Source organism: Streptomyces sp. NPDC002926, from assembly GCF_053591755.1.
Genome location: NZ_JBSFUK010000043.1, coordinates 1 through 18,864, shown reverse-complemented (window position 1 = coordinate 18,864; position 18,864 = coordinate 1). Strand labels below are relative to the sequence as shown.

The window sequence follows — 18,864 nt, the reverse complement described above, 5'->3', positions numbered from 1 at the left end:
GCTCAGGCGCTCACCCGCTCCACTGCCGCAGCTCACCGGCGATGGTCCTGACGTCCGCCTTGCCCTGCTTGACCAGCTGCGCCAGGTCCCGCACCTGCTCCGCCGAGGTCACCACCTTGAGCCCGCTGGCGACGAGATATCCGTAGGCGACGGCCGAGGCGAACATGGCATTGGAGTGCTCGAGCGCGGGCACATGGAGCAGCAGCTGGAGCAGCGCGGCGGCCCTGGCATACGGGTCGCTGTAGACGGCGATGCCGAATATCTCCGCCTCATGGCGGCTGACAGCGGCGACGAGGGCACCCCAGTCGGTGACCTGTGGATCGCCGGGGGTCTTGTGCTCGGCGACCATGAGCAGCCAGGCGAGGTCGATCGACAGGTTCAACGCTTGCCTTCGCGGCCCGTGCCCCTGCCCTTGCCCGTACTGGCGCCCTTACCGGAGTCTTCGCCCGTACCGAACTCGCCGAACTCCTCCGCGAACACGGACTCGTACTGCTTCATGAAGTCGGCCGCCGCCTCGACAAAGGTACGTCCCACCTCGCCCGCGTCCTGCTTGACGAGTTCCTCGATGTAGCGGTTCACGCTCATCCCGCGCTGAAGGGCCCGCTGGCGCGCTGCCTCGGCGGTGGTCTCGTCCACGCGTACGTTCAACTGGGTTTTCGCCACACCTCACGCTAGCGCCAGGGCGCTAGCACCGACAAGGGGCCCGTCAAGTGCCCCTTACACGGACCCCGAGGACCAAACCTCCGAGGGATACCGGCACCCGCACACCCCCCTCTACTCTCGCCTCCTGTACGGGAGTCGGAGCGGCCACAAGCCGGGAGGCAGCCTTGTCCACATCTGCCACTGCACCCACCCACGACCACACCGCGGATGTGCCGCTCGCCGCCCGGGCGCGGGCTCTGACGAAGGCGTACGGCACGGGCGAGACGATCGTGCGCGCCCTGGACGCGGTCGATGTCGACATCGCGCGCGGGCGGTTCACCGCGGTCATGGGCCCGTCCGGCTCCGGCAAGTCCACGCTGATGCACTGCCTGGCCGGCCTCGATACCGTCTCGGCCGGTCAGGTCTGGCTGGGCGAAACGGAGATCACCGGCCTGAAGGAGCGTGAACTCACCAGGCTGCGCCGGGACCGGATCGGCTTTATGTTCCAGGCGTTCAATCTGCTGCCCACCCTCACCGCCGCCGAGAACATCACCCTCCCCATGGATATCGCCGGGCGCAAACCCGACCGCCAGTGGGTGGATCAGGTCATCGACACACTCGGGCTGCGGGACCGCCTCAAGCACCGGCCTGCCGAGCTCTCCGGCGGGCAGCAGCAGCGGGTGGCCTGTGCCCGCGCGCTCGCCTCCCGCCCCGAGCTGATCTTCGCGGACGAACCGACCGGCAATCTCGACTCGCGCGCGGGCGCCGAGGTGCTCGCCTTCCTGCGCGAGGCCGTCGACCGGCTGGACCAGACGGTGGTGATGGTGACGCACGATCCCGGCGCCGCCGCCCATTCGGATCTGGTGCTGTTCCTCGCGGACGGACGGATCGTGGATGTCATGCCGGATCCGACCGCCGAGGCAGTGCTGGAGCGCATGCGCCTCTTCTCCGGGGGATCCCCGCAGACCCCGGGCCCCGACGCCCTGCGCAAGAGCTGAGGCCACGATGCTGAAGGCGACGCTGCGGAGTTTCTTCGCACACAAGGGTCGGCTGCTGCTGTCGGCACTGGCGGTACTCCTGTCGGTGGCCTTCGTCAGCGGCAGTCTGATCTTCTCCGACACCGTCTCCCGTACCTTCGACCGGCTCTTCGCCTCCACATCGGCGGATGTGACCGTCGCGGCGAAGGAGGGCCTCGACGAGCGCCTGCCGACCGGAGTCGTACGGACGGTCCCGGCCGAGCTCGCGGACCGTATCGGCTCGGTCGACGGAGTCAGGGCCACCCACATCGACGCGGCCGTGGAGAACATCACCGTTGTCGACTCCACGAACAAGGCGGTCGGTCCCACGACCGGCGCACCCACCATCGCCACCAACTGGTACGTCACCGAACGCAGTCCGGTGAAGCTGACCAGCGGGCGCGAGCCGAAGGGGCCGGGCGAGGCGCTGCTCGACAAGGACACCGCCGACAAGAAGAAGGTACGCATCGGGGACACCCTCACGGTGCTCGCACAGCCCGGCTCCTTCAAGGTCGAAGTCGTCGGCATCGCGACCTTCACCACCACCAACCCCGGCGCCGCCCTGGTCTTCCTGGACACTCCGACGGCCCAGACCAAACTGCTGGGCAAGTCCGGGGTGGCCTCCTCGCTCTCGGTGGACGCCGAGGACGGGGTGAGCGACGCGACGCTCAAGCAGCGGATCGCGGCCGAGCTGGGTGATGCCTACGAGCTCAAGACCGCGGACGAGCAGGCCAAGTCGGCCGCCGCGCAACTCGGCGGATTCCTCGATGTCATCAAGTGGGTGATGCTCGGCTTCGCCGGTGTCGCGGTCCTCGTCGGCATCTTCCTGATCGTCAACACCTTCTCGATGCTGATCGCGCAGCGCACCCGCGAGCTGGGTCTGCTGCGGGCGCTCGGCGCCGACCGCCGCCAGGTGCGCCGGTCGGTCCTCACCGAGGCGCTGCTGCTCGGGCTGGTCGGCTCCACGCTCGGGCTGGCTGCCGGGATCGGGCTCGCGGCCGGGCTGATCGAGCTGATGGGTCTGCTCGGGATGAATCTGAGCGCCGCAGAGATGGTGGTGGGCGTGGCGACGCCGGTGTCCGCGTACGCGGTCGGCGTGGGTGTCACCTTCGTGGCCGCGTATCTGCCGGCCCGACGGGCGGCCCGAGTCTCCCCCATGGCCGCGCTCGCGGATGCGGAAGTCGCCGGTGTGGGGCGGCCGTTGAGGGTCCGGGCCATCGTGGGGACGGTGGTCGCCGCGGCGGGCGCGGCCGCGCTCGCCGGATGCGCGGTGAGCGAGCGGACCGCAACCGCGTCCTCGCTGCTGGGGCTCGGCGTGGTGCTGACCCTGATCGCCACGGTGGTGGCGGGGCCGCTGCTGGTACGGCCGGTGATCCGGGTGCTGGGCGGCGCGTTCCCCAAGATCTTCGGATCGGTCGGCCGGATGAGCCAGCGCAACGCGCTGCGCAATCCGCGGCGTACCGGTGCCACCGCCGCCGCGCTGATGGTGGGCCTTGCGCTGGTGGGCGGGCTCTCGATCGCCAGCGCCTCGATGACCAAGTCCTTCGACGACCAGATCGACAAGACGCTGGGTGCCGACTTCGTCGTACAGAACAGCAACTTCATGCCGTTCCCGCAGGAGATCACGGAGACAGTGCAGGGCGTAGACAGCGCGGGCACGGTCGTGCGGCAGCGCTTCGCGCCGGTCGCGCTGAATCTTCCGGACGGGCAGCGGGTGGAGTCGACGGCCTCGGGCTACGACCCGCAGCTGGACGAGGCCGCCAGGATCACCTACGCGAGCGGGGACACGGCGGCCGCGCTGGCACCGGACAGGATCGCCATGGACCGGGAGTACGCGGCGGCCCACGGGGTGCGGATCGGGTCCGTGCTGCCGGCCGAGTTCCCCGGCGGGCAGAAGGGCCGGCTGAGCGTCGGGGCGCTCACCGACATGGACCAGAGCGGCGGTCCCGGGATGGAGGGCGGCCTGTTCATGGGGCTCTCCACCGTGGAGAGGTACCTGCCGGGCGGTCAGGACGCCGCTCTGTACGTCAATGCCGCGAGCGGCAGTGACGCGAAGGAACTGCGCAAGGGCCTGGAAACGGCGCTCGAACGCTATCCCCAGGTGCAGGTCAGGGATCAGGCCGACTACAAGGAGCTGATCCGGCAGCAGATCGCCGTGATGCTGTATCTGGTGTACGCACTGCTGGGTCTGGCGATCGTCATCGCGGTGCTGGGTGTGGTCAACACCCTCGCGCTGTCGGTGGTGGAGCGGACCCGCGAGATCGGGCTGCTGCGCGCCATCGGGCTCTCCCGGGTCCAGCTTCGACGGATGATCCGGCTGGAGTCCGTTGTGATCGCGGTCTTCGGAGCATTGCTGGGGCTGGTGCTGGGCATGGTGTGGGGCGTCTCGGTACAGCAAGTGCTGGCACTGGAAGGACTGAAAGCGTTCGCCGTGCCGTGGGGCACGGTCGTGGCGGTCGTGATCGGCTCGGTGGTGGTCGGGCTCGCGGCGGCGGTGCTGCCGGCTCTGCGCGCCTCGCGGATGAATGTGCTGGCCGCCATCGCGCACGAGTAGGCAGCTGCTGGAGGGGAGTCACTCACCTCGCCGTCCTCGACCCCTTCCGGGGACGTCCGGCCCGGTGACCGGAGAATGGCGCAGGTGACCGGCGGCGGCATCGCGGCGACCCGTCGCGAACGCCGAAATCCGATGACAGGCCCGCACCGGCCGTGCTTGGCTCCGGCCCATGAACGACGTGCATATCCGCACCGCGGCGGCGGACGAAGCGCAGACCATCCTCGCCTTCTGGAAGGAAGCGGCGGACGGCACGAGCATCACGGACGACGTGGAGGGGCTCACCCGGCTCATCGAGCGCGATCCGGAGGCACTGATCCTGGCGGAGTCCGGCGGCGCGCTGGTCGGCTCGGTGATCGCCGGGTACGACGGCTGGCGCTGTTCGCTGTACCGGCTGGCCGTGCTGCCCTCCCACCGCCGCCGGGGGATCTCGACGGCACTGCTCGAAGCGGCCGAGGAGCGTTTCCTGGCCGTGGGCGGCAGACGCGGCGACGCCATGGTGCTGGAGGCGAACGAACGTGCCCAGGGGGCGTGGGCCGCGGCCGGCTACCACCGCGAGGACCACTGGCGCCGCTGGGTGAAGCCGTTCGCGTAGCCGGTCGCCACCGTGCCGAGCCACTTTGCCGGTCCTTTACCATGGGTGAACCATTCACCCCCGTACGAAAGGTGTAAGCGTCCGTCCATGGGCGAGCCTCCCAGTAGCCGACATCGCGCGTTCATCCTGCCCCTGCCCGATCATGGGACGGAGGTGAACCGATGACCGAAGTGCTCCTGCTCCTCGTGGCGGTGCTGCTCTCGCTCGCCTGCGGAGCCTTCGTCGCGGCGGAGTTCTCCCTCACCACGGTCGAACGCGGCGACCTCGAACGGGCCGTCGAGCGCGGTGAGCGGGGGGCGGCGAGCGCGCTCAAGGCCGTACGCAGCCTCACCTTCCAGCTCTCCGGCGCCCAGCTCGGCATCACCGTCACCAACCTGGTCGTCGGCATGCTCTCCGAGCCGTCGATCGCCAGGCTGATCCGCGGACCGCTGGAGTCAATGGGCCTCTCCCCCGCCGTGGCCTCGTCGGCGGCCCTGGTCATCGGTACCGCGCTGTCCACCATCGTGCTGATGGTCGTCGGCGAGCTGGTCCCGAAGAACTGGGCCATCTCGTCGCCGCTCGCCGTGGCGAAGGTGGTGGCCACCCCGCAGCGGGTCTTCACCGCCGCCTTCAAGCCCTTCATCAGCCATCTCAACAACACCGCCAACCGTATCCTGCGCCGGCTCGGCATGGAGCCGACCGAAGAGCTGGCCTCCGCCCGCAGCCCACAGGAACTGGTCGCCCTGGCCCGCCACTCCGCCAAGGAGGGAGCGCTGGAGGCGGACACCGCCGAGCTGTTCGTACGCACCCTCAAGCTGGCCGAGCTGACCGCCGAGAACGTGATGACCCCCAGGGTCCAGGTCACGGCCCTCGAAGTGCAGGCCACCGCCGAGGACGTCGCCAATGCCACCCGTGCGACGGGCCTGTCCCGCTTCCCGGTCTACCGGGGCAACCTGGACACCGTCGTCGGCATAGCGCACATCAAGGACGTCCTTGCGGTTCCGGCCGAAGAGCGTATTCGTCATCCCGTCAACGAGCTGTTGCGTGAGCCGCTGCTGGTGCCCGAGACGCTGACGGTGGACCGGCTGCTGGACCGGCTGTCCGGCAAGAACACGATGGCCGTCGTCATCGACGAGTACGGCGGCACGGCCGGTGTGGTGACACTGGAGGACATCGTCGAGGAGGTCGTCGGCGAAGTGCGCGACGAGCACGATCCGCACGAGACGCCGGACCTGGCTCCGGCGGGCGAGGACGAGGACGGGCGCGCGCTCTGGTCGGCGGACGGCGCGGCGCGCACCGACCAGCTGGAGCGGGTCGGACTCCGGGTTCCGGAAGGACCGTACGAGACCCTCGCCGGCCTGATCGCCACCAAGCTGGGGCGCATCCCCGAGGAGGGTGACCGGATCGAACTCGAGAGCTGGCGGCTCGATGTCGTCGACGCCTCCGGGCGGCGGGCGGCGCGGGTGCTGATGCACGCGCCGCTCCCGTCGGACGACGAGGCCCAGGAGGCCGGACGATGACCGCGATCCAGCTCCTCATCGGCTTGCTGACCCTGGTGGTCAACGCCTTCTTCGTCGGCGCGGAGTTCGCCCTGATCTCCGTGCGCCGCAGCCAGGTCGAGCCGGAGGCGGAGGCCGGGGACCGGCGGGCGCGCAGCGTCATCTGGGGCCTCGAACATGTCTCGGCCCTGCTGGCGGCAGCTCAGCTCGGCATCACGCTCTGCACTCTGGTGCTCGGTATCGTCGCCGAACCCGCCATCGCGAATCTGCTGGAGCCGGTGTTCAACGCGGTGGGTGTGCCGCACGGCCTGATCCACCCGATCTCGTTCGTGATCGCGCTGACCCTGGCGACGTATCTGCACATGCTCCTCGGCGAGATGGTGCCGAAGAACATCGCACTGGCCGAGCCCAAGCGCACCGCGCTGCTGCTCGGCCCGCCCCTCGTCACGCTGGCCCGGACACTGCGCCCGGTGATCTTCACCGTCAACGCCTTCGCCAACGGTCTGCTGAAACTGCTGCGGGTCGAGGCGAAGGGGGAGGTGGCCGCCACCTACTCGGACGACGAACTGGCACGGCTGGTGCGCGACGCCGGCGATGCCGGGCTGCTCGACGACCGCTCGGCCGAACGGCTGCGCGATGCGCTGGAGCTCGGGCGCAGGCCGGTGCGGGACGTCGTGGTGCCGGTGGAGCGGGTCGTGTACGCCCTGGTCGGGACCACGCCCGAGCAGCTGGAGCGGCTGGCGGCGGAATCCGGGTTCTCCCGTTTCCCGGTGGTGGACTCGGGCAACCGGATCCTTGGCTATCTCCATGTGAAGGACGCGCTGGACGCCGCTCCGCGCGATGTTCCGTTCCCGGTCACGGCGATGCGGCCGATCGCGCGGGTGCGCGCGACGACGCCGCTCGACGATGTACTGACCGCGATGCGTCGCAGCCGTACCCACCTGGCGGCCGTCGTGGACGAGGACGGCAGGCCCGAGGGCCTGGTGACGATGGAGGACGTACTGCGCGAACTGGTCGGCCGGCCCCGCTAGCGCGCCTCTGTGGTGGTGACGGCCCGTTCCGTGGTCTCGGTGAGACCCGGGCCGGGCCGTCCCGCTCTGGCGGCGCCGATCGCGGTAAGGACGGCGAGGAGGGTGGCCAGGCCCGCCGTGGCGAGGGCGGCGAGCCAGTCGACGTCGAAGAGGTTCGTCGCACCGGCCATCAGGACGGCGCCGAAGGACTGGGCGAAGGTGCGGACGGCGCGTTCCGCCGTGGCCTTCCAGAAGTCTGAGGTGAACATGCTTCTGGACATACTGCGGAACGCGCCGTACCGACAGCCCTCGCGGCAGCTCTAGAGCGCGGTCGCGCCCAGCCAGGCGTCGAGAACCGCGCGATCGCCGACGACACTGAAGCGCTCGTCGTCCGCGCGGTGACGCCCGTGGACGAGCAGCAGCAGATCGCCGGCCGTGGCCTCGACGCCGACGTCAGCCTCAGCCGCGCTCTTCGTCCAGCCGAAACCGGCCTGCCCGAAGGTGATCGTCCAGCCGGCGCCGGTGTCCGCGGCAGACAGCCGGACCGAGCCGTCCGTCAAGAGGCCGACGGGCTCGGCGAGCCAGGAGAAGTACGGCAGGTTCTCCAGGAATTCCTCAATTCCGTCGGCCGCCGTGCCCGCCGGGACACGGGGTTCGAGGCCCAGGGCCAGTTCGGCGTCGGCGAGATGGACGACGGCCTCGAAATGCAGCCGGCGCGGGAAGAAACGCACACGCCGGTCGGCGCCGTGGGACCACATCGGCGTCTCGGGATCGACGGACCGCAGGGTGCGCAGCGTGGCCTCGGCACTGCGGGCCAGCCACTGTGGGTACTCCTTCGGGTCGTCGGGCAGCTCGAGAGGCACATCCCGCGACCAGACGCGCTCGGCGGCCCGGGTCCGTACGAGATGCTCCATCCAGCGGTGCGTGGCGCCGTGGTGCCTGACGAGGTCGGCGAAGGTCCAGCCGGGGCAGCTGGGCACGGGCGTGGCCGGGTCGACGTCCCGTACGGTCTCGACGAACCGGCGCGTCAGCTGCTCGACGGCGTCGCAGTACAGCTCGTGCTGATCGTCGTCGAGACCGAACCCCTCGGGTATCCGGAGCAGGTCCTCCCGCCAGGCGCCGTCGGGCTGCCGCGCTGCCGCCCGGCGCATGAGTGCGGAGAGGGCACGGCGGTCGGCGGGCGGCAGCCGGTCGAGCAGATACCCGGTCGTCTCCAGCCATTTCACCGCGGTGTCCGGGTCGAGCACATCGTCGTCGCAGGTGTCGATCGTGGTCACAACGTCGGCCAGCGCCTCGGCCAGCGCGTTCAGCAGCGCGTCACTCACAGGGCTCCCTCCGGGTACGGAACCGGGGGACCTTACCGCGCGGTACGATCTCTCCGCCATGGAGATGAATGCCAACTACACCAGTTTTGTCGCCCTCGGTGACTCCTTCACCGAGGGCATGTCCGACCTGCTGCCCGACGGCTCGTACCGCGGCTGGGCGGATCTGCTCGCGGGCCGGCTGGCCGCACGCAGCCCGGGTTTCCGGTACGCGAATCTCGCCGTACGCGGAAAGCTCATCGGGCAGATCGTCGACGAGCAGGTCGACCTGGCTGCCGCCATGCGGGCGGACGTGGTCACGCTGGTGGGCGGGCTCAATGACACACTGCGGCCCAAGTACGACATGGGACGGGTGCACGGGCTCCTGGAGGAGGCCGTCGAGAAGCTGGCGCCGGCCTGCGGCCGGCTGGTCCTGATGCGCAGCCCCGGCCGCACCGGACCGGTGATGGAACGGTTCCGCCCTCGTATGGAGGAGCTGTTCGGCTTCATCGACGGGCTGGCGGCGCGGCACGGTGCGCTGGTGGTGGATCTGTACGGCTCCGAGGTGCTCGGCGATCAGCGGCTGTGGGACGTGGACCGGCTGCATCTGACGGCCGAGGGGCACCGGCGGGTCGCCGAGGCCGTCTGGCAGAAGCTGGGCCTGGAGGCGGAGGACGACTGGCAGTCGTTGCTGCCGCCCGCACTGCGGACCGGCTGGGCATCGCGGCGGGTCGGCGATCTGCGGTTCGCGCGCCAGTACTTGGGGCCGTGGATAGGGCGGCGGCTGACGGGGCGCTCCTCGGGTGACGGCCGGCCGGCGAAGCGGCCCGAGCTGCTGCCGTACGAGCCGCCGCTCTCGTAGCAACGTACAACCGGGGCCGCGGCGCTGGCCTGCAGAAACCGCCAGTAGAATCTGGTTGCGTGACTGCCCTGTCTGCGAAGCCTCGCATCCCCAATGTCCTGGCCGGCCGCTACGCCTCTGCGGAGCTGGCCGTCCTGTGGTCCCCCGAGCAGAAGGTGAAGCTGGAGCGTCAGCTCTGGCTCGCGGTACTGCGCGCCCAGAAGGACCTCGGCATCGAGGTGCCCGAGGCCGCGCTCTCCGACTACGAGCGGGTGCTCGACCAGGTCGACCTGGCGTCGATCGCCGAGCGCGAGAAGGTCACCCGCCACGACGTGAAGGCCCGGATCGAGGAGTTCAACGCGCTCGCGGGCCATGAGCAGGTCCACAAGGGCATGACCTCCCGCGATCTGACCGAGAACGTCGAGCAGTTGCAGATCCGGCTCTCCCTGGAGCTGATGCGCGACCGCACCGTCGCGGTGCTGGCGCGGCTGGGCAGGCTTGCCGGTGAGCACGCCGAGCTGGTCATGGCCGGGCGCTCGCACAATGTCGCCGCGCAGGCCACGACGCTCGGCAAGCGCTTCGCGACCGCGGCCGACGAGCTGCTGGTCGCGTACGGACGACTCGAGGACCTCCTCGGCCGCTACCCGCTGCGCGGGATCAAGGGCCCGGTCGGCACGGCACAGGACATGCTCGACCTGCTGGGCGGGGACACCGCGAAGCTCGCGGAGCTCGAGCAGCGCATCGCCGGGCACCTCGGCTTCGCGCACGCCTTCACCTCGGTCGGCCAGGTCTACCCCCGCTCGCTCGACTACGACGTCGTCTCCGCGCTGGTGCAGCTCGCCGCGGCGCCGTCCTCCGTGGCCAGGACGATCCGGCTGATGGCCGGGCACGAGCTGGTCACCGAGGGCTTCAAGCCCGGCCAGGTCGGCTCCTCCGCGATGCCGCACAAGATGAACACCCGCTCCTGCGAGCGCGTCAACGGCCTGATGGTCATCCTGCGCGGCTACGCGTCGATGACGGGCGAGCTGGCGGGCGACCAGTGGAACGAGGGCGACGTCTCCTGCTCAGTGGTGCGCCGGGTGGCGCTGCCCGACGCGTTCTTCGCCTTCGACGGGCTGCTGGAGACGTTCCTGACGGTGCTCGACGAATTCGGCGCGTTCCCCGCCGTCGTCGCCCGTGAGCTGGACCGGTACCTCCCGTTCCTCGCGACGACCAAGGTCCTGATGGCCGCGGTGCGCGCGGGGGTGGGCCGCGAGGTGGCGCACGAGGCCATCAAGGAGAACGCGGTCGCCTCGGCGCTGGCGATGCGCGAGCAGGGCGTGGAGCGCAACGAGCTGCTCGACAAGCTCGCCGCTGACGCGCGGATCCCGCTGGACCGCGCTCGGCTGGACGAGCTGATGGCCGACAAGCTGTCGTTCACCGGCGCGGCCGCGGATCAGGTAGCGGCGGTGATCTCCCGGATCGAGGAGATCGTCAAGCAGCACCCGGCGGCCGCCGGCTACACCCCGGGGTCGATCCTCTGACCCCCGACGAGCTCGAGGCCGCCCGCGACCGCATCGTTCCGGATGTGGTCGCGGGTGGCTTGTCCGTGCTCTTCTGCGGTATCAACCCCGGCCTGATGACGGCCGCGACGGGCCATCACTTCGCCCGGCCCGGCAACCGGTTCTGGCCGGTGCTGCATCTGTCGGGGTTCACGCCGTATCAGTTCAGGCCCGCGGAGCAGGAGAAGCTGCTCGGCCACCGTCTCGGCATCACCAACGTCGTCGCACGGCCGACGGCGCGCGCCGACGAGCTGAGCGACGAGGAGTTCCGCGAGGGCGGACGGCTGCTCACCGCCAAGGTGGAGCGGCTGCGGCCGCGCTGGCTGGCGGTCGTCGGCGTCACGGCCTACCGCACGGCCTTCGGCGACAGGAAGGCACAGATCGGGCGACAGGAGCGCATGATCGGCGAGACGCGGATCTGGGCGCTGCCCAACCCGAGCGGGCTCAACGCCCACTGGACCGCGCAGACGATGGCTGAGGAGTTCGGCAGGCTGCGCGCCGCCGCCGAGGACTCCTAGAGCGGATCTGTCTCGGTCACGACCGCGAGCAGTTGTGTCTCGGAGGTGCCTATCGCGATCCATCGGTCGTCGACACGCCACAGGTGCAGATAAGGGAGCAGCGCACTGAGCCGGAGCCACGGTTCCGGAACGTCCTCGTCCGATTCGGCGCGCAATCCCGTACCGGCGAGACTGAAGTGGTCCGGCTCGCCCCAGCGTTCGGTGAGCCGGTCCAGCAGCGCCTCGTGTTCGGCTGCGCGCTGCTCCGCGTCCGTCTCCGCGTCCGCGTCGCTCTCCGCGCCGTCTGCGACCTGCCCGTTCAGCTCCGCGATGTGGAACCCCGGACCTTCGGTGCCGACATCCGAGGGGCCGGGCTCCGCGGGGAACCCCCGGGAGCGCAGCAAGTCGATCGTGTCGAGGTGCCGTGCCGTGGTCATGCACCCAGTAAACCGGCATGCACTGACAACTGGCAGTCCGTCAGGCCGCAACAAGGGAGCTACGGGGCGTGATCCGGCCACCGGTGGGTGCGGCCACGGCCAGAGACGTGACGTCGAGTTTCCCGGCCGGATTTGTGCACAGTGGCGCAAGACCCGTCGCATCGTCGCCCCTAGCCTCACCGGAACAGCACGAACGAGGGGCGGTAGCGATGAACTGGCTCATCCACGACTACCGCGAGAGCGATCTCGCGGCAGTGGTCCACCTGATCGACACCACGGCCGAACTCGGCCAGGAGTCGGTCTTCTCCCTTGCCGAATGCATCGGTGCGCTCACGTCCCGGCAGCCCGCCGTCGTCGCCGTTCACCAGGGCGTCCCCATCGGGGCTGCGCTCGCCTGTGTGGCCGGTGAGCGTGCCTGGGTGATGCGCATCGCCATCTCCTCGGCATGGCGCGGCCGTGGCCTGGCCAGCGCGCTCCTGGTGGAACTCGAACGACGGCTCATCGCCGCCCGGGTGGGCCGTATCGCCTACGTGCTGCCCGAGGAGGAACTGCTCGGCGAAGGACTGCTCAACGCCGGCTACACGCGCCGGCCGGCCGTGGCCTACTTCGAGAAGGTGGAGCCGCTGCACGGCCCCGCCGCCAGTCTGCTGGAGGACCTCGGCGGACGGTTCCTGCCGAACGACCTGTGGGCCAAGGTGGCCGGCATGGAGGCGGAGAAGGACCTGATCGAGCGTCGCGTCGTACTGCCGCTGGCGGAGCCGGAACGGGCCGCCCGGCACGGGGTGCGGCCGCCGCGCGCCATAGCGTTGTTCGGTCCGCCCGGAACGGGGAAGACCACGTTCGCCCGGGGCATCGCCTCCAAACTCGGCTGGCCGTTCGTGGAACTCCTTCCTTCCCGGCTCGCCGACGAGGGGAATCTCGCGGCGGCACTGCGCAGCGCGTTCGCGCGGATCGCCGAGCTCGAGCGGGTGCTCGTCTTCATCGACGAGGTCGAGGAGATCGCGCCGGTCCGCGCGGAGCCCGCACAGCCCGGCGGGATGCACGGTGTGACCAATGAACTGCTCAAGCTCATCCCGGGCTTCCGGGAACGGGACGAGCGTCTGCTGGTGTGCGCCACCAACTCCATCCGCTCGCTCGACCCGGCGTTCCTGCGGCCCGGCAGGTTCGACTACCTGATCCCGATCGGTACTCCGGACGAGGCGGCGCGGGCGGCGATCTGGTCCCGGTACGCGGACGGACGCTCCGACGTGGATGTGGCGGTGCTGGTGAGGGCCACCGAACTGTTCACTCCGGCGGACATCGAGCATGCGGCCCGGATCGCCGCCCAGTGCGCGTTCGAGCGTGATCTGGAGACGATCGGAAGCGGTACAGGCGGTCAACGGGCGCTCGGCGCAAGCACCGAGGACTATCTGGCGGCCATCGGCCAGTGCCGGCCGACCGTGACGCCGGCGATGATCGAGCAGTTCGGCGCCGACATCACCGCCCACGCCCGGTTCTGAGGCGAATCCTCCGCCCCCTGCACCACTCGCCGCCTCTGCTGTCAACGAGTACGATCCGGCCAGACACGCGCTCGAGCTGGGAGGACACACGGTGGGGCGGCTGACCGGCGGAGATCCGTCGCTGCTGCGGCGAATCAACTCCGCGGTGGTACTCCATGCACTGCGGGGTGCCGACTCCCCCACGCTCACAGACCTGACCCGCATCACGGGCCTTTCCCGGCCGACGGTCGAAGGTGTCGTCGAGGGACTCATGGAGACCGGACTGGTCGTCGAGAGCGTCCTCGAGGAGGGGGGCGCGCGCCGCCAGGGGCGTCCGGCCCGGCGGTTCAGGTTCCGGGCCGAGGCCGGTCATCTGCTGGGTGTCGAAATCGGATCGCACCGGGTGGCGGCGCTGCTGTCGGGTCTGGACGGGCGGGTCATCGGGGCCGGTTCCCGGGATGTGTCCGAGAAGGCCTCCGAGGACGAACGGCTGGAGCGGGTGCGGCTCGTCGTCGCCGACGTACTGCGGCGCGCCGGTGTCGCACGCGGGAGTCTGCGGGCGGTCGGGGTCGGCTCCCCGGGCATCGTGGAGGCCGACGGCACCGTACGGCTGGGGACCGCGCTGCCGGGCTGGACCGGCCTGGCCCTCGGCGAACGGCTGCGCAGGTCGTTCCGCTGTCCTGTGCTGGTGGAGAACGACGCCAATGCCGCCGCGGTCGCCGAGCACTGGAAGGGAGCCGCGACCGAGTCGGACGACATCGTCTTCGTGCTCGCGGGGCTCAGCCCGGGCGCCGGTTCACTGATCGGCGGACGGCTGCACCGGGGCTTCGGCGGCGCGGCCGGCGAGATCGGGGCGCTGCATCTGCTGGGCCGCGAAGTGACCCCGGAGAAACTGCTGTCCACGACGGACGAGCCGCTCCATCCGCTCGACGAGCAGGCCGTCGCCGATGTCTTCGCACTGGCCAGGCAGGGCGAATCCCGCGCGCAGGCAGCGGTCGAACGGTTCATCCAGCGTCTGGTGCACGATGTGGCGGCGCTGGTACTGGCGCTCGATCCGGAGCTGGTGGTGATCGGTGGCTGGGCGGCCGGACTCGACGGTGTACTGGACCCGTTGCGCGACGAGTTGTCCCGCTACTGCCTGCGGCCACCGCGGGTGGCGCTCTCGCTGCTCGGCGAGGCGGCGGTGGCGACCGGCGCGCTGCGCCTGGCGCTGGACCATGTCGAGGAGCAGCTCTTCGCCGTCGAAGGAACGGTGACGGCCCGCCGCTGAGCGCGAGCTCGGTGCGACGGGCCGGATGAAGACGGGCCGTACATGGCGACCGGAAGTACGAAGCCACATGCCGTGCGGAGGGGTGGGACTCAGGAAGCGCGGCGTTCCTGTTCGTCGTGGCTTATCTCCAGATCGCCGGAGTCTCCAAAGGTGAGCCGGCAGGTGTCGGCCCGGTAGGTGGCCACCGATACGGCCGCCGTCCTGCCCTCGGTGAAGTAGCGGGTGGTGACGACCAGTACGGGCGCGCCCGGCAGCCGGTCGAGCTCCTTGGCGTCGTCGGCACGCGCCGAACCCAGCTCCACCGCGCGGTCCTGGCCCTCGAGGTCGAGGCGTTGGAGTTCACGCAGTACGCCGCGCGCGCGAGCGGGTCCGGACGGCGTGTCGATCGCCGAGAGCTCGGGCACGGACGAGGCCGGCACATACAGCAGCTCGGCCGCGACGGACTGGCCGCGGGTGACGCGCAGCCTGCGCACCGTGTGCGTCTCTTCGCCCGCGGCCGTCTCGAGAAGACGCGCCACCGCCTGGGGCGGCACCGTTGTCGTGCAGTCGACGGACTCCCAGGCGTCCTGTCCGGTGCTGGGCCACGCGGGCTCGGAGGTGGAGACGTCGACGCCCATGCGCGGCGGTGCGACGGTCGTGCCGACGCCCCGGCGTCGCTGCAACCGGCCTTCCAGCTCGAGCTGTTCGAGCGCCTGCCGGAGCGTGGCGCGGGCGACTCCGAAGCGAGCGGCGAGATCACGCTCGTTCGGAAGGATCTCCCCGACGGCGAAGTCCGAGTCGAGCGCTTCGCCGATCACGGTCTTGAGGTGCCAGTACTTAGGCTCCGGCACTGTCTCCAGCTGCGTGGTCCCCACCCTGATCCTCCGCAATCGCCGTGTCAGAAGCGGCTATTCCGCGCCCTTGTTTATTAAAGGTTCCTGCACTATCTCTGCGACCATAGGACGGCCCACCCCCTTGGTCAAGACCAATCCTGCGCCGGTTACACAGGGGAACGAACCGGATTCGCAGAGCGTTCACAGGACGTTCGTCGCCCTGTGAAACGCGCGCAGCACAAGACCCCGCGTCCGGGCCGGACACGGGGTCTGACGTGGGACGCGAGGGTTCTAGGCAGAGGCCAGCGAGCCAAGTTTGTCAGGGTTGCGGATGACGTAGACGCATTGGATCCGTCCGTCCAGAACTTCCAGCTGGAAAACGCTGTCGGGCTGTCCGGCGGACAGGACGAGCAGCGCCGGGGCTCCATTGAGCTCGACGAAGCGGAAATCCATCTCCCGGATCGGTTGCTGCGCGACGGCGACGAGGAAGCGTCCGACCTTGTCCGCGCTCTGCATGACGCGCAGCGGCGCCTTGGCCTTGCCGCCGCTGTCGCCGACGAGGCGCACATCGGGCGCCAGCAAGGACAGCAGTACCTCCAGATCGCCACCGGCCGCGGCGCTCAGGAAGCGCTCGGTGAGATCGCGGCATTCGGCGGGATCGACGTCGTAGCGGGGCTTGCGCTCCTCGACATGTTTGCGCGCCCGGCCGGCGAGCTGCCGTACCGCCGCCTCGGTCCGGTCGAGCGTCGTCGCAATCTCGCCATAAGGGAATCCGAAGGCCTCGCGCAGTACGAAGACCGCGCGCTCCAGCGGCGACAGCGTCTCCAGGACGACCAGGACGGCCAGTGATACGGAGTCGGCCAGGACGGCCTGCTCGGCGGTGTCGGGGACGGTGGGCCCGAAGTCGGTGGCGATCGGCTCCGGCAGCCAGGGGCCGACGTACGCCTCCCGCCGCGACCGGACGTGCCGCAGCCGGTCGATGGCGAGGCGGGCGGTGATCCTGACGAGATAGCCGCGTGGCTCCAGGACGTCGCCGCGCTCGTCGGCGGACCAGCGCAGCCATGTCTCCTGCACCACGTCCTCGGCATCGGCCACCCGGCCGAGCATGCGGTAGGCCACACCGGTCAGTACGGGCCGGTGCTCTTCGAATACGTCAGTCGCGGTGTCTGCTGCCACCCCTCCATCCCAACCGACCTCGCGCCGGGTGTCCAGCCGGTTCGGGTGCGTAGCGCGGCACAGTCCGTTTCCGCCCCGCCTGCCCACTTGAACTGGAAGCTACTGAACGGTAATTGTTACTGACGGGCTGTCTAAAACAGGCGACCGGGCGACAACAGGGAGCAGCAGTATGGCCGCAGAGATCTCATTCTCCATCAAGTTCCCCCAGGGCAGTCGCACGCTGTCCGTCGCGTACGAGCGCACCGGGGCGGGTGAACCGCTGCTGCTGCTCCACGGCATCGGGCACCACTGGCAGGCCTGGGAGCCGGTGCTGGGCATCCTGGCAGCCGAACGCGATGTCATCGCCGTCGACCTGCCCGGCTTCGGCTCTTCGCCGGCGCTGCCGGACGGCGTGTCCTACGACCTCAGCACCGTGGGCTCGGTGCTCGGCACGCTCTGCGAGAAGCTGGAGATCGAGCGCCCCCATGTCGTGGGGAACTCCCTCGGCGGACTGCTGGCCCTGGAGTTGGGGCGCGAGAAGCTCGTACGGTCGGTGACAGCGCTCTCGCCCGCCGGCTTCTGGAGCGAGCGCGAGCGGCGCTATGCCTTCGCGACGCTGCGCGCGATGCGTCTCGGGGCACAGTCGATGCCACTGCCGCTGATCGAGCGGCTGTCCCGGACAGCCGCCGGGCGGACGGCGCTGACCAGCAGCATCTACGCCAGGCCCGGCCGGCGCTCACCCGAGGCGGCCGTCGCCGAGACTCTCGCGCTCCGCGACGCCACCGGCTTTCATCAGACGCTCGCCGCCGGCCGCTACATCCTGTTCACCGACGACGTGCCCGATGTCCCGGTCACCATCGGCTGGGGAACGAAGGACCGGCTGCTGCTGCGCCGTCAGGGCATCAGGGCCAAGCACGCCATCCCGGGGGCGCGGCTCGTGCGGCTGCCCGGCTGCGGCCATGTCCCCATGAACGACGACCCCGCGCTCGTCGCACGCGTCATCCTGGACGGCAGCCGCTGACCGCCGCCCGAACACTCCCGAGCCGAGCACCGCGCCCGCTCCGACCAGCACACCGCCCGCCGCCTGGGCCGGGCCGAACGTCCCCGTACCCACGAGGGGCGCGGTCAGCGCGGCGCAGAGGGGGATCAGTCCGGAGAAGAGCGTGGCGCGCTCGGCGCCGATGCGCTGCACGCCCATGTACCACCAGACGAAGCCGACGACGGTGACGACGGCCGCCTGCCACAGCAGCGCCAGGGTCTCGGCCTGAGTGGGCGTGCGCACAAAGCCCGAGCCGTCGAGGACGAGGCCGATGACCGTGGACTCGACGGCAGCGATGCCACAGACGGTGGCGGTGAGCAGCTTGGGGCCGAGCGGTCGCAGCACGGGTACGGCCAGCACGGCGAAGCCGACCTCACCTGCCAGCGCAGCTGTCGACCATGCGATGCCCGCCGGGCCGGTACGGCCCCACCCCTGGACGGCGAAGGCGCCGGCCGCGACGAACAGGGCTCCGTACAGCACGGGGCGAGCGGGCCGTCGGCCGTCCAGGAGCGGTACGAGGACGGCGACGATGACCGGGGCGCAGCCGACGAACACACCGGGAACGGCGGGTTCCGAGGTGCGTTCCGCGGCCAGGATCGCCAGATTGAAACCGACCATGCCGACGACGGCGAGCAGGGCGAGCCGGCCCCACTGCGGCAGGAGGAGGGCGCGCAGCGGCGCCAGGCCCGCGCGGCCGCCGAGCAGCGGCAGGAGGAGCAGGCAGGCGAGGGCGTAGCGCAGCGCCTGGCCGCCGGCACCGGGATAGTCGCCGAGGACGCTGTTGGCGGTGAAGGAGGCGCCCACAAGGAGATAGGCCATGGCGACGAGCAGCGCCGCGCGCAGCGAGTTCACGTTCATGGGGGCGACGCTAGGGAGCAAGGCGGTCCGGCTTAAGGTCCACTTCCATGACGCCATCGGGGACCAATCCGGCGACGGGCGAGCCGTCTGGAGGCGACTCGTGGAACGCCGCCTGGGAACTGCTGCTGCCCGCGGCCGCCGCTCCGGCCCGGCAGCGCGGCCGGGCGTTGCAGTCGGCGCTGCGCGAGGCGGTCAGATCGGGACGGCTGGTCGCGGGCACGCGACTGCCCTCAAGCCGTGAGCTCGCCGCCGATCTGGGCGTCTCGCGCGGTCTGGTCACCGAGGCGTACGAGCAGTTGACGGCGGAGGGCTATCTGCGCAGCGGCCGGGGCTCCGGTACCTG

The 18,864-nt window shown here is 70.4% G+C and carries 19 protein-coding genes and 1 pseudogene; 12 read left to right on the top strand and 8 right to left on the bottom strand.

Features of this window, described 5'->3' with window-relative positions; all coding sequences use genetic code 11:
* Window positions 1-10: 10 nt before the first annotated feature.
* Complete coding sequence (locus ACWDZ6_RS31415) at window positions 11-382, bottom strand: fic family toxin-antitoxin system, toxin component (RefSeq protein WP_326648391.1); 372 nt, start codon at window positions 380-382, stop codon at window positions 11-13.
* Window positions 379-663, bottom strand: coding sequence for an antitoxin (locus tag ACWDZ6_RS31410; RefSeq protein WP_366732599.1), 285 nt, complete (start codon window positions 661-663; stop codon window positions 379-381). Before ACWDZ6_RS31410 ends, ACWDZ6_RS31415 begins: the two co-directional genes overlap by 4 nt.
* A 164-nt stretch (window positions 664-827) precedes the next feature.
* Here ACWDZ6_RS31410 and ACWDZ6_RS31405 point away from each other — a divergent pair, with 164 nt between their 5' ends.
* The 5 genes from ACWDZ6_RS31405 (at window position 828) to ACWDZ6_RS31385 (ending at window position 7,313) form a co-directional block, all read left to right on the top strand.
* On the top strand, window positions 828-1,640 hold the full coding sequence (locus tag ACWDZ6_RS31405) for an ABC transporter ATP-binding protein (RefSeq protein WP_366732598.1): 813 nt from the start codon (window positions 828-830) through the stop codon (window positions 1,638-1,640).
* Window positions 1,641-1,647: 7 nt separating this feature from the next.
* On the top strand, window positions 1,648-4,212 hold the full coding sequence (locus tag ACWDZ6_RS31400; RefSeq protein WP_451505530.1) for an FtsX-like permease family protein: 2,565 nt from the start codon (window positions 1,648-1,650) through the stop codon (window positions 4,210-4,212).
* Window positions 4,213-4,381: 169 nt separating this feature from the next.
* Entirely contained in the window at window positions 4,382-4,804 is a 423-nt protein-coding gene (locus ACWDZ6_RS31395) for a GNAT family N-acetyltransferase (protein ID WP_451505529.1), read from the top strand.
* A 161-nt stretch (window positions 4,805-4,965) separates the two neighbouring features.
* On the top strand, window positions 4,966-6,303 hold the full coding sequence (locus tag ACWDZ6_RS31390) for a hemolysin family protein (protein WP_451505528.1): 1,338 nt from the start codon (window positions 4,966-4,968) through the stop codon (window positions 6,301-6,303).
* Window positions 6,300-7,313 carry a hemolysin family protein gene (locus tag ACWDZ6_RS31385; protein ID WP_451505527.1) on the top strand — a complete coding sequence of 338 codons (1,014 nt, stop codon included), beginning with the start codon at window positions 6,300-6,302 and terminating at the stop codon, window positions 7,311-7,313. Before ACWDZ6_RS31390 ends, ACWDZ6_RS31385 begins: the two co-directional genes overlap by 4 nt.
* On the opposite strand, the gene ACWDZ6_RS31380 is transcribed toward ACWDZ6_RS31385, so the two are convergent.
* Complete coding sequence (locus ACWDZ6_RS31380) at window positions 7,310-7,561, bottom strand: holin (protein WP_451505526.1); 252 nt, start codon at window positions 7,559-7,561, stop codon at window positions 7,310-7,312. The two genes, ACWDZ6_RS31385 and ACWDZ6_RS31380, sit on opposite strands and share 4 nt — an antisense overlap.
* A 51-nt stretch (window positions 7,562-7,612) precedes the next feature.
* Entirely contained in the window at window positions 7,613-8,617 is a 1,005-nt protein-coding gene (locus ACWDZ6_RS31375; protein ID WP_451505525.1) for a maleylpyruvate isomerase family mycothiol-dependent enzyme, read from the bottom strand.
* A 58-nt stretch (window positions 8,618-8,675) separates the two neighbouring features.
* On the opposite strand from ACWDZ6_RS31375, the gene ACWDZ6_RS31370 reads away from it, so the two are divergent.
* Genes ACWDZ6_RS31370 through mug form a run of 3 tightly spaced genes read left to right on the top strand, consistent with a single transcriptional unit; the run spans window position 8,676 to window position 11,493 of the window.
* Window positions 8,676-9,455: an SGNH/GDSL hydrolase family protein gene (locus ACWDZ6_RS31370; protein WP_451505524.1), complete on the top strand. Its 780-nt coding sequence runs from the start codon at window positions 8,676-8,678 to the stop codon at window positions 9,453-9,455.
* Between the two features lie 59 nt (window positions 9,456-9,514).
* Window positions 9,515-10,957 (top strand): adenylosuccinate lyase, encoded by a 1,443-nt coding sequence (gene purB / locus ACWDZ6_RS31365; protein ID WP_451505523.1) that lies wholly within the window; start codon window positions 9,515-9,517, stop codon window positions 10,955-10,957.
* On the top strand, window positions 10,954-11,493 hold the full coding sequence (mug, locus tag ACWDZ6_RS31360; RefSeq protein ID WP_451505540.1) for a G/U mismatch-specific DNA glycosylase: 540 nt from the start codon (window positions 10,954-10,956) through the stop codon (window positions 11,491-11,493). The genes purB and mug overlap by 4 nt, the downstream gene beginning before the upstream one ends.
* On the opposite strand, the gene ACWDZ6_RS31355 is transcribed toward mug, so the two are convergent.
* The gene (locus ACWDZ6_RS31355) at window positions 11,490-11,909 is read right to left on the bottom strand and encodes a hypothetical protein (protein WP_451505522.1); all 420 of its coding nucleotides are present in this window, start codon (window positions 11,907-11,909) and stop codon (window positions 11,490-11,492) included. The genes mug and ACWDZ6_RS31355 overlap by 4 nt on opposite strands.
* A 209-nt stretch (window positions 11,910-12,118) precedes the next feature.
* Between ACWDZ6_RS31355 and ACWDZ6_RS31350 the strand changes: the two genes are divergently transcribed.
* Both ACWDZ6_RS31350 and ACWDZ6_RS31345 read left to right on the top strand, forming a co-directional pair.
* Window positions 12,119-13,408: an ATP-binding protein gene (locus tag ACWDZ6_RS31350; protein WP_451505521.1), complete on the top strand. Its 1,290-nt coding sequence runs from the start codon at window positions 12,119-12,121 to the stop codon at window positions 13,406-13,408.
* A gap of 91 nt (window positions 13,409-13,499) precedes the next feature.
* Entirely contained in the window at window positions 13,500-14,657 is a 1,158-nt protein-coding gene (locus tag ACWDZ6_RS31345) for an ROK family transcriptional regulator (RefSeq protein WP_451505520.1), read from the top strand.
* An 89-nt stretch (window positions 14,658-14,746) separates the two neighbouring features.
* On the opposite strand, the gene ACWDZ6_RS31340 is transcribed toward ACWDZ6_RS31345, so the two are convergent.
* Entirely contained in the window at window positions 14,747-15,511 is a 765-nt protein-coding gene (locus tag ACWDZ6_RS31340) for a GntR family transcriptional regulator (protein WP_451505519.1), read from the bottom strand.
* Between the two features lie 249 nt (window positions 15,512-15,760).
* Window positions 15,761-16,645 carry an RNA polymerase sigma-70 factor gene (locus tag ACWDZ6_RS31335; protein WP_451505518.1) on the bottom strand — a complete coding sequence of 295 codons (885 nt, stop codon included), beginning with the start codon at window positions 16,643-16,645 and terminating at the stop codon, window positions 15,761-15,763.
* Between the two features lie 169 nt (window positions 16,646-16,814).
* Here ACWDZ6_RS31335 and ACWDZ6_RS31330 point away from each other — a divergent pair, with 169 nt between their 5' ends.
* Complete coding sequence (locus ACWDZ6_RS31330) at window positions 16,815-17,645, top strand: alpha/beta fold hydrolase (protein WP_451505517.1); 831 nt, start codon at window positions 16,815-16,817, stop codon at window positions 17,643-17,645.
* A 36-nt stretch (window positions 17,646-17,681) separates the two neighbouring features.
* On the opposite strand, the pseudogene ACWDZ6_RS31325 reads toward ACWDZ6_RS31330, so the two are convergent.
* Window positions 17,682-18,281 (bottom strand): annotated as a pseudogene (locus tag ACWDZ6_RS31325) (EamA family transporter); the annotation flags it as partial.
* A 287-nt stretch (window positions 18,282-18,568) separates the two neighbouring features.
* On the opposite strand from ACWDZ6_RS31325, the gene ACWDZ6_RS31320 reads away from it, so the two are divergent.
* On the top strand, window positions 18,569-18,864 hold a 296-nt coding region (locus ACWDZ6_RS31320; RefSeq protein ID WP_451505516.1), incomplete at its 3' end, for a GntR family transcriptional regulator.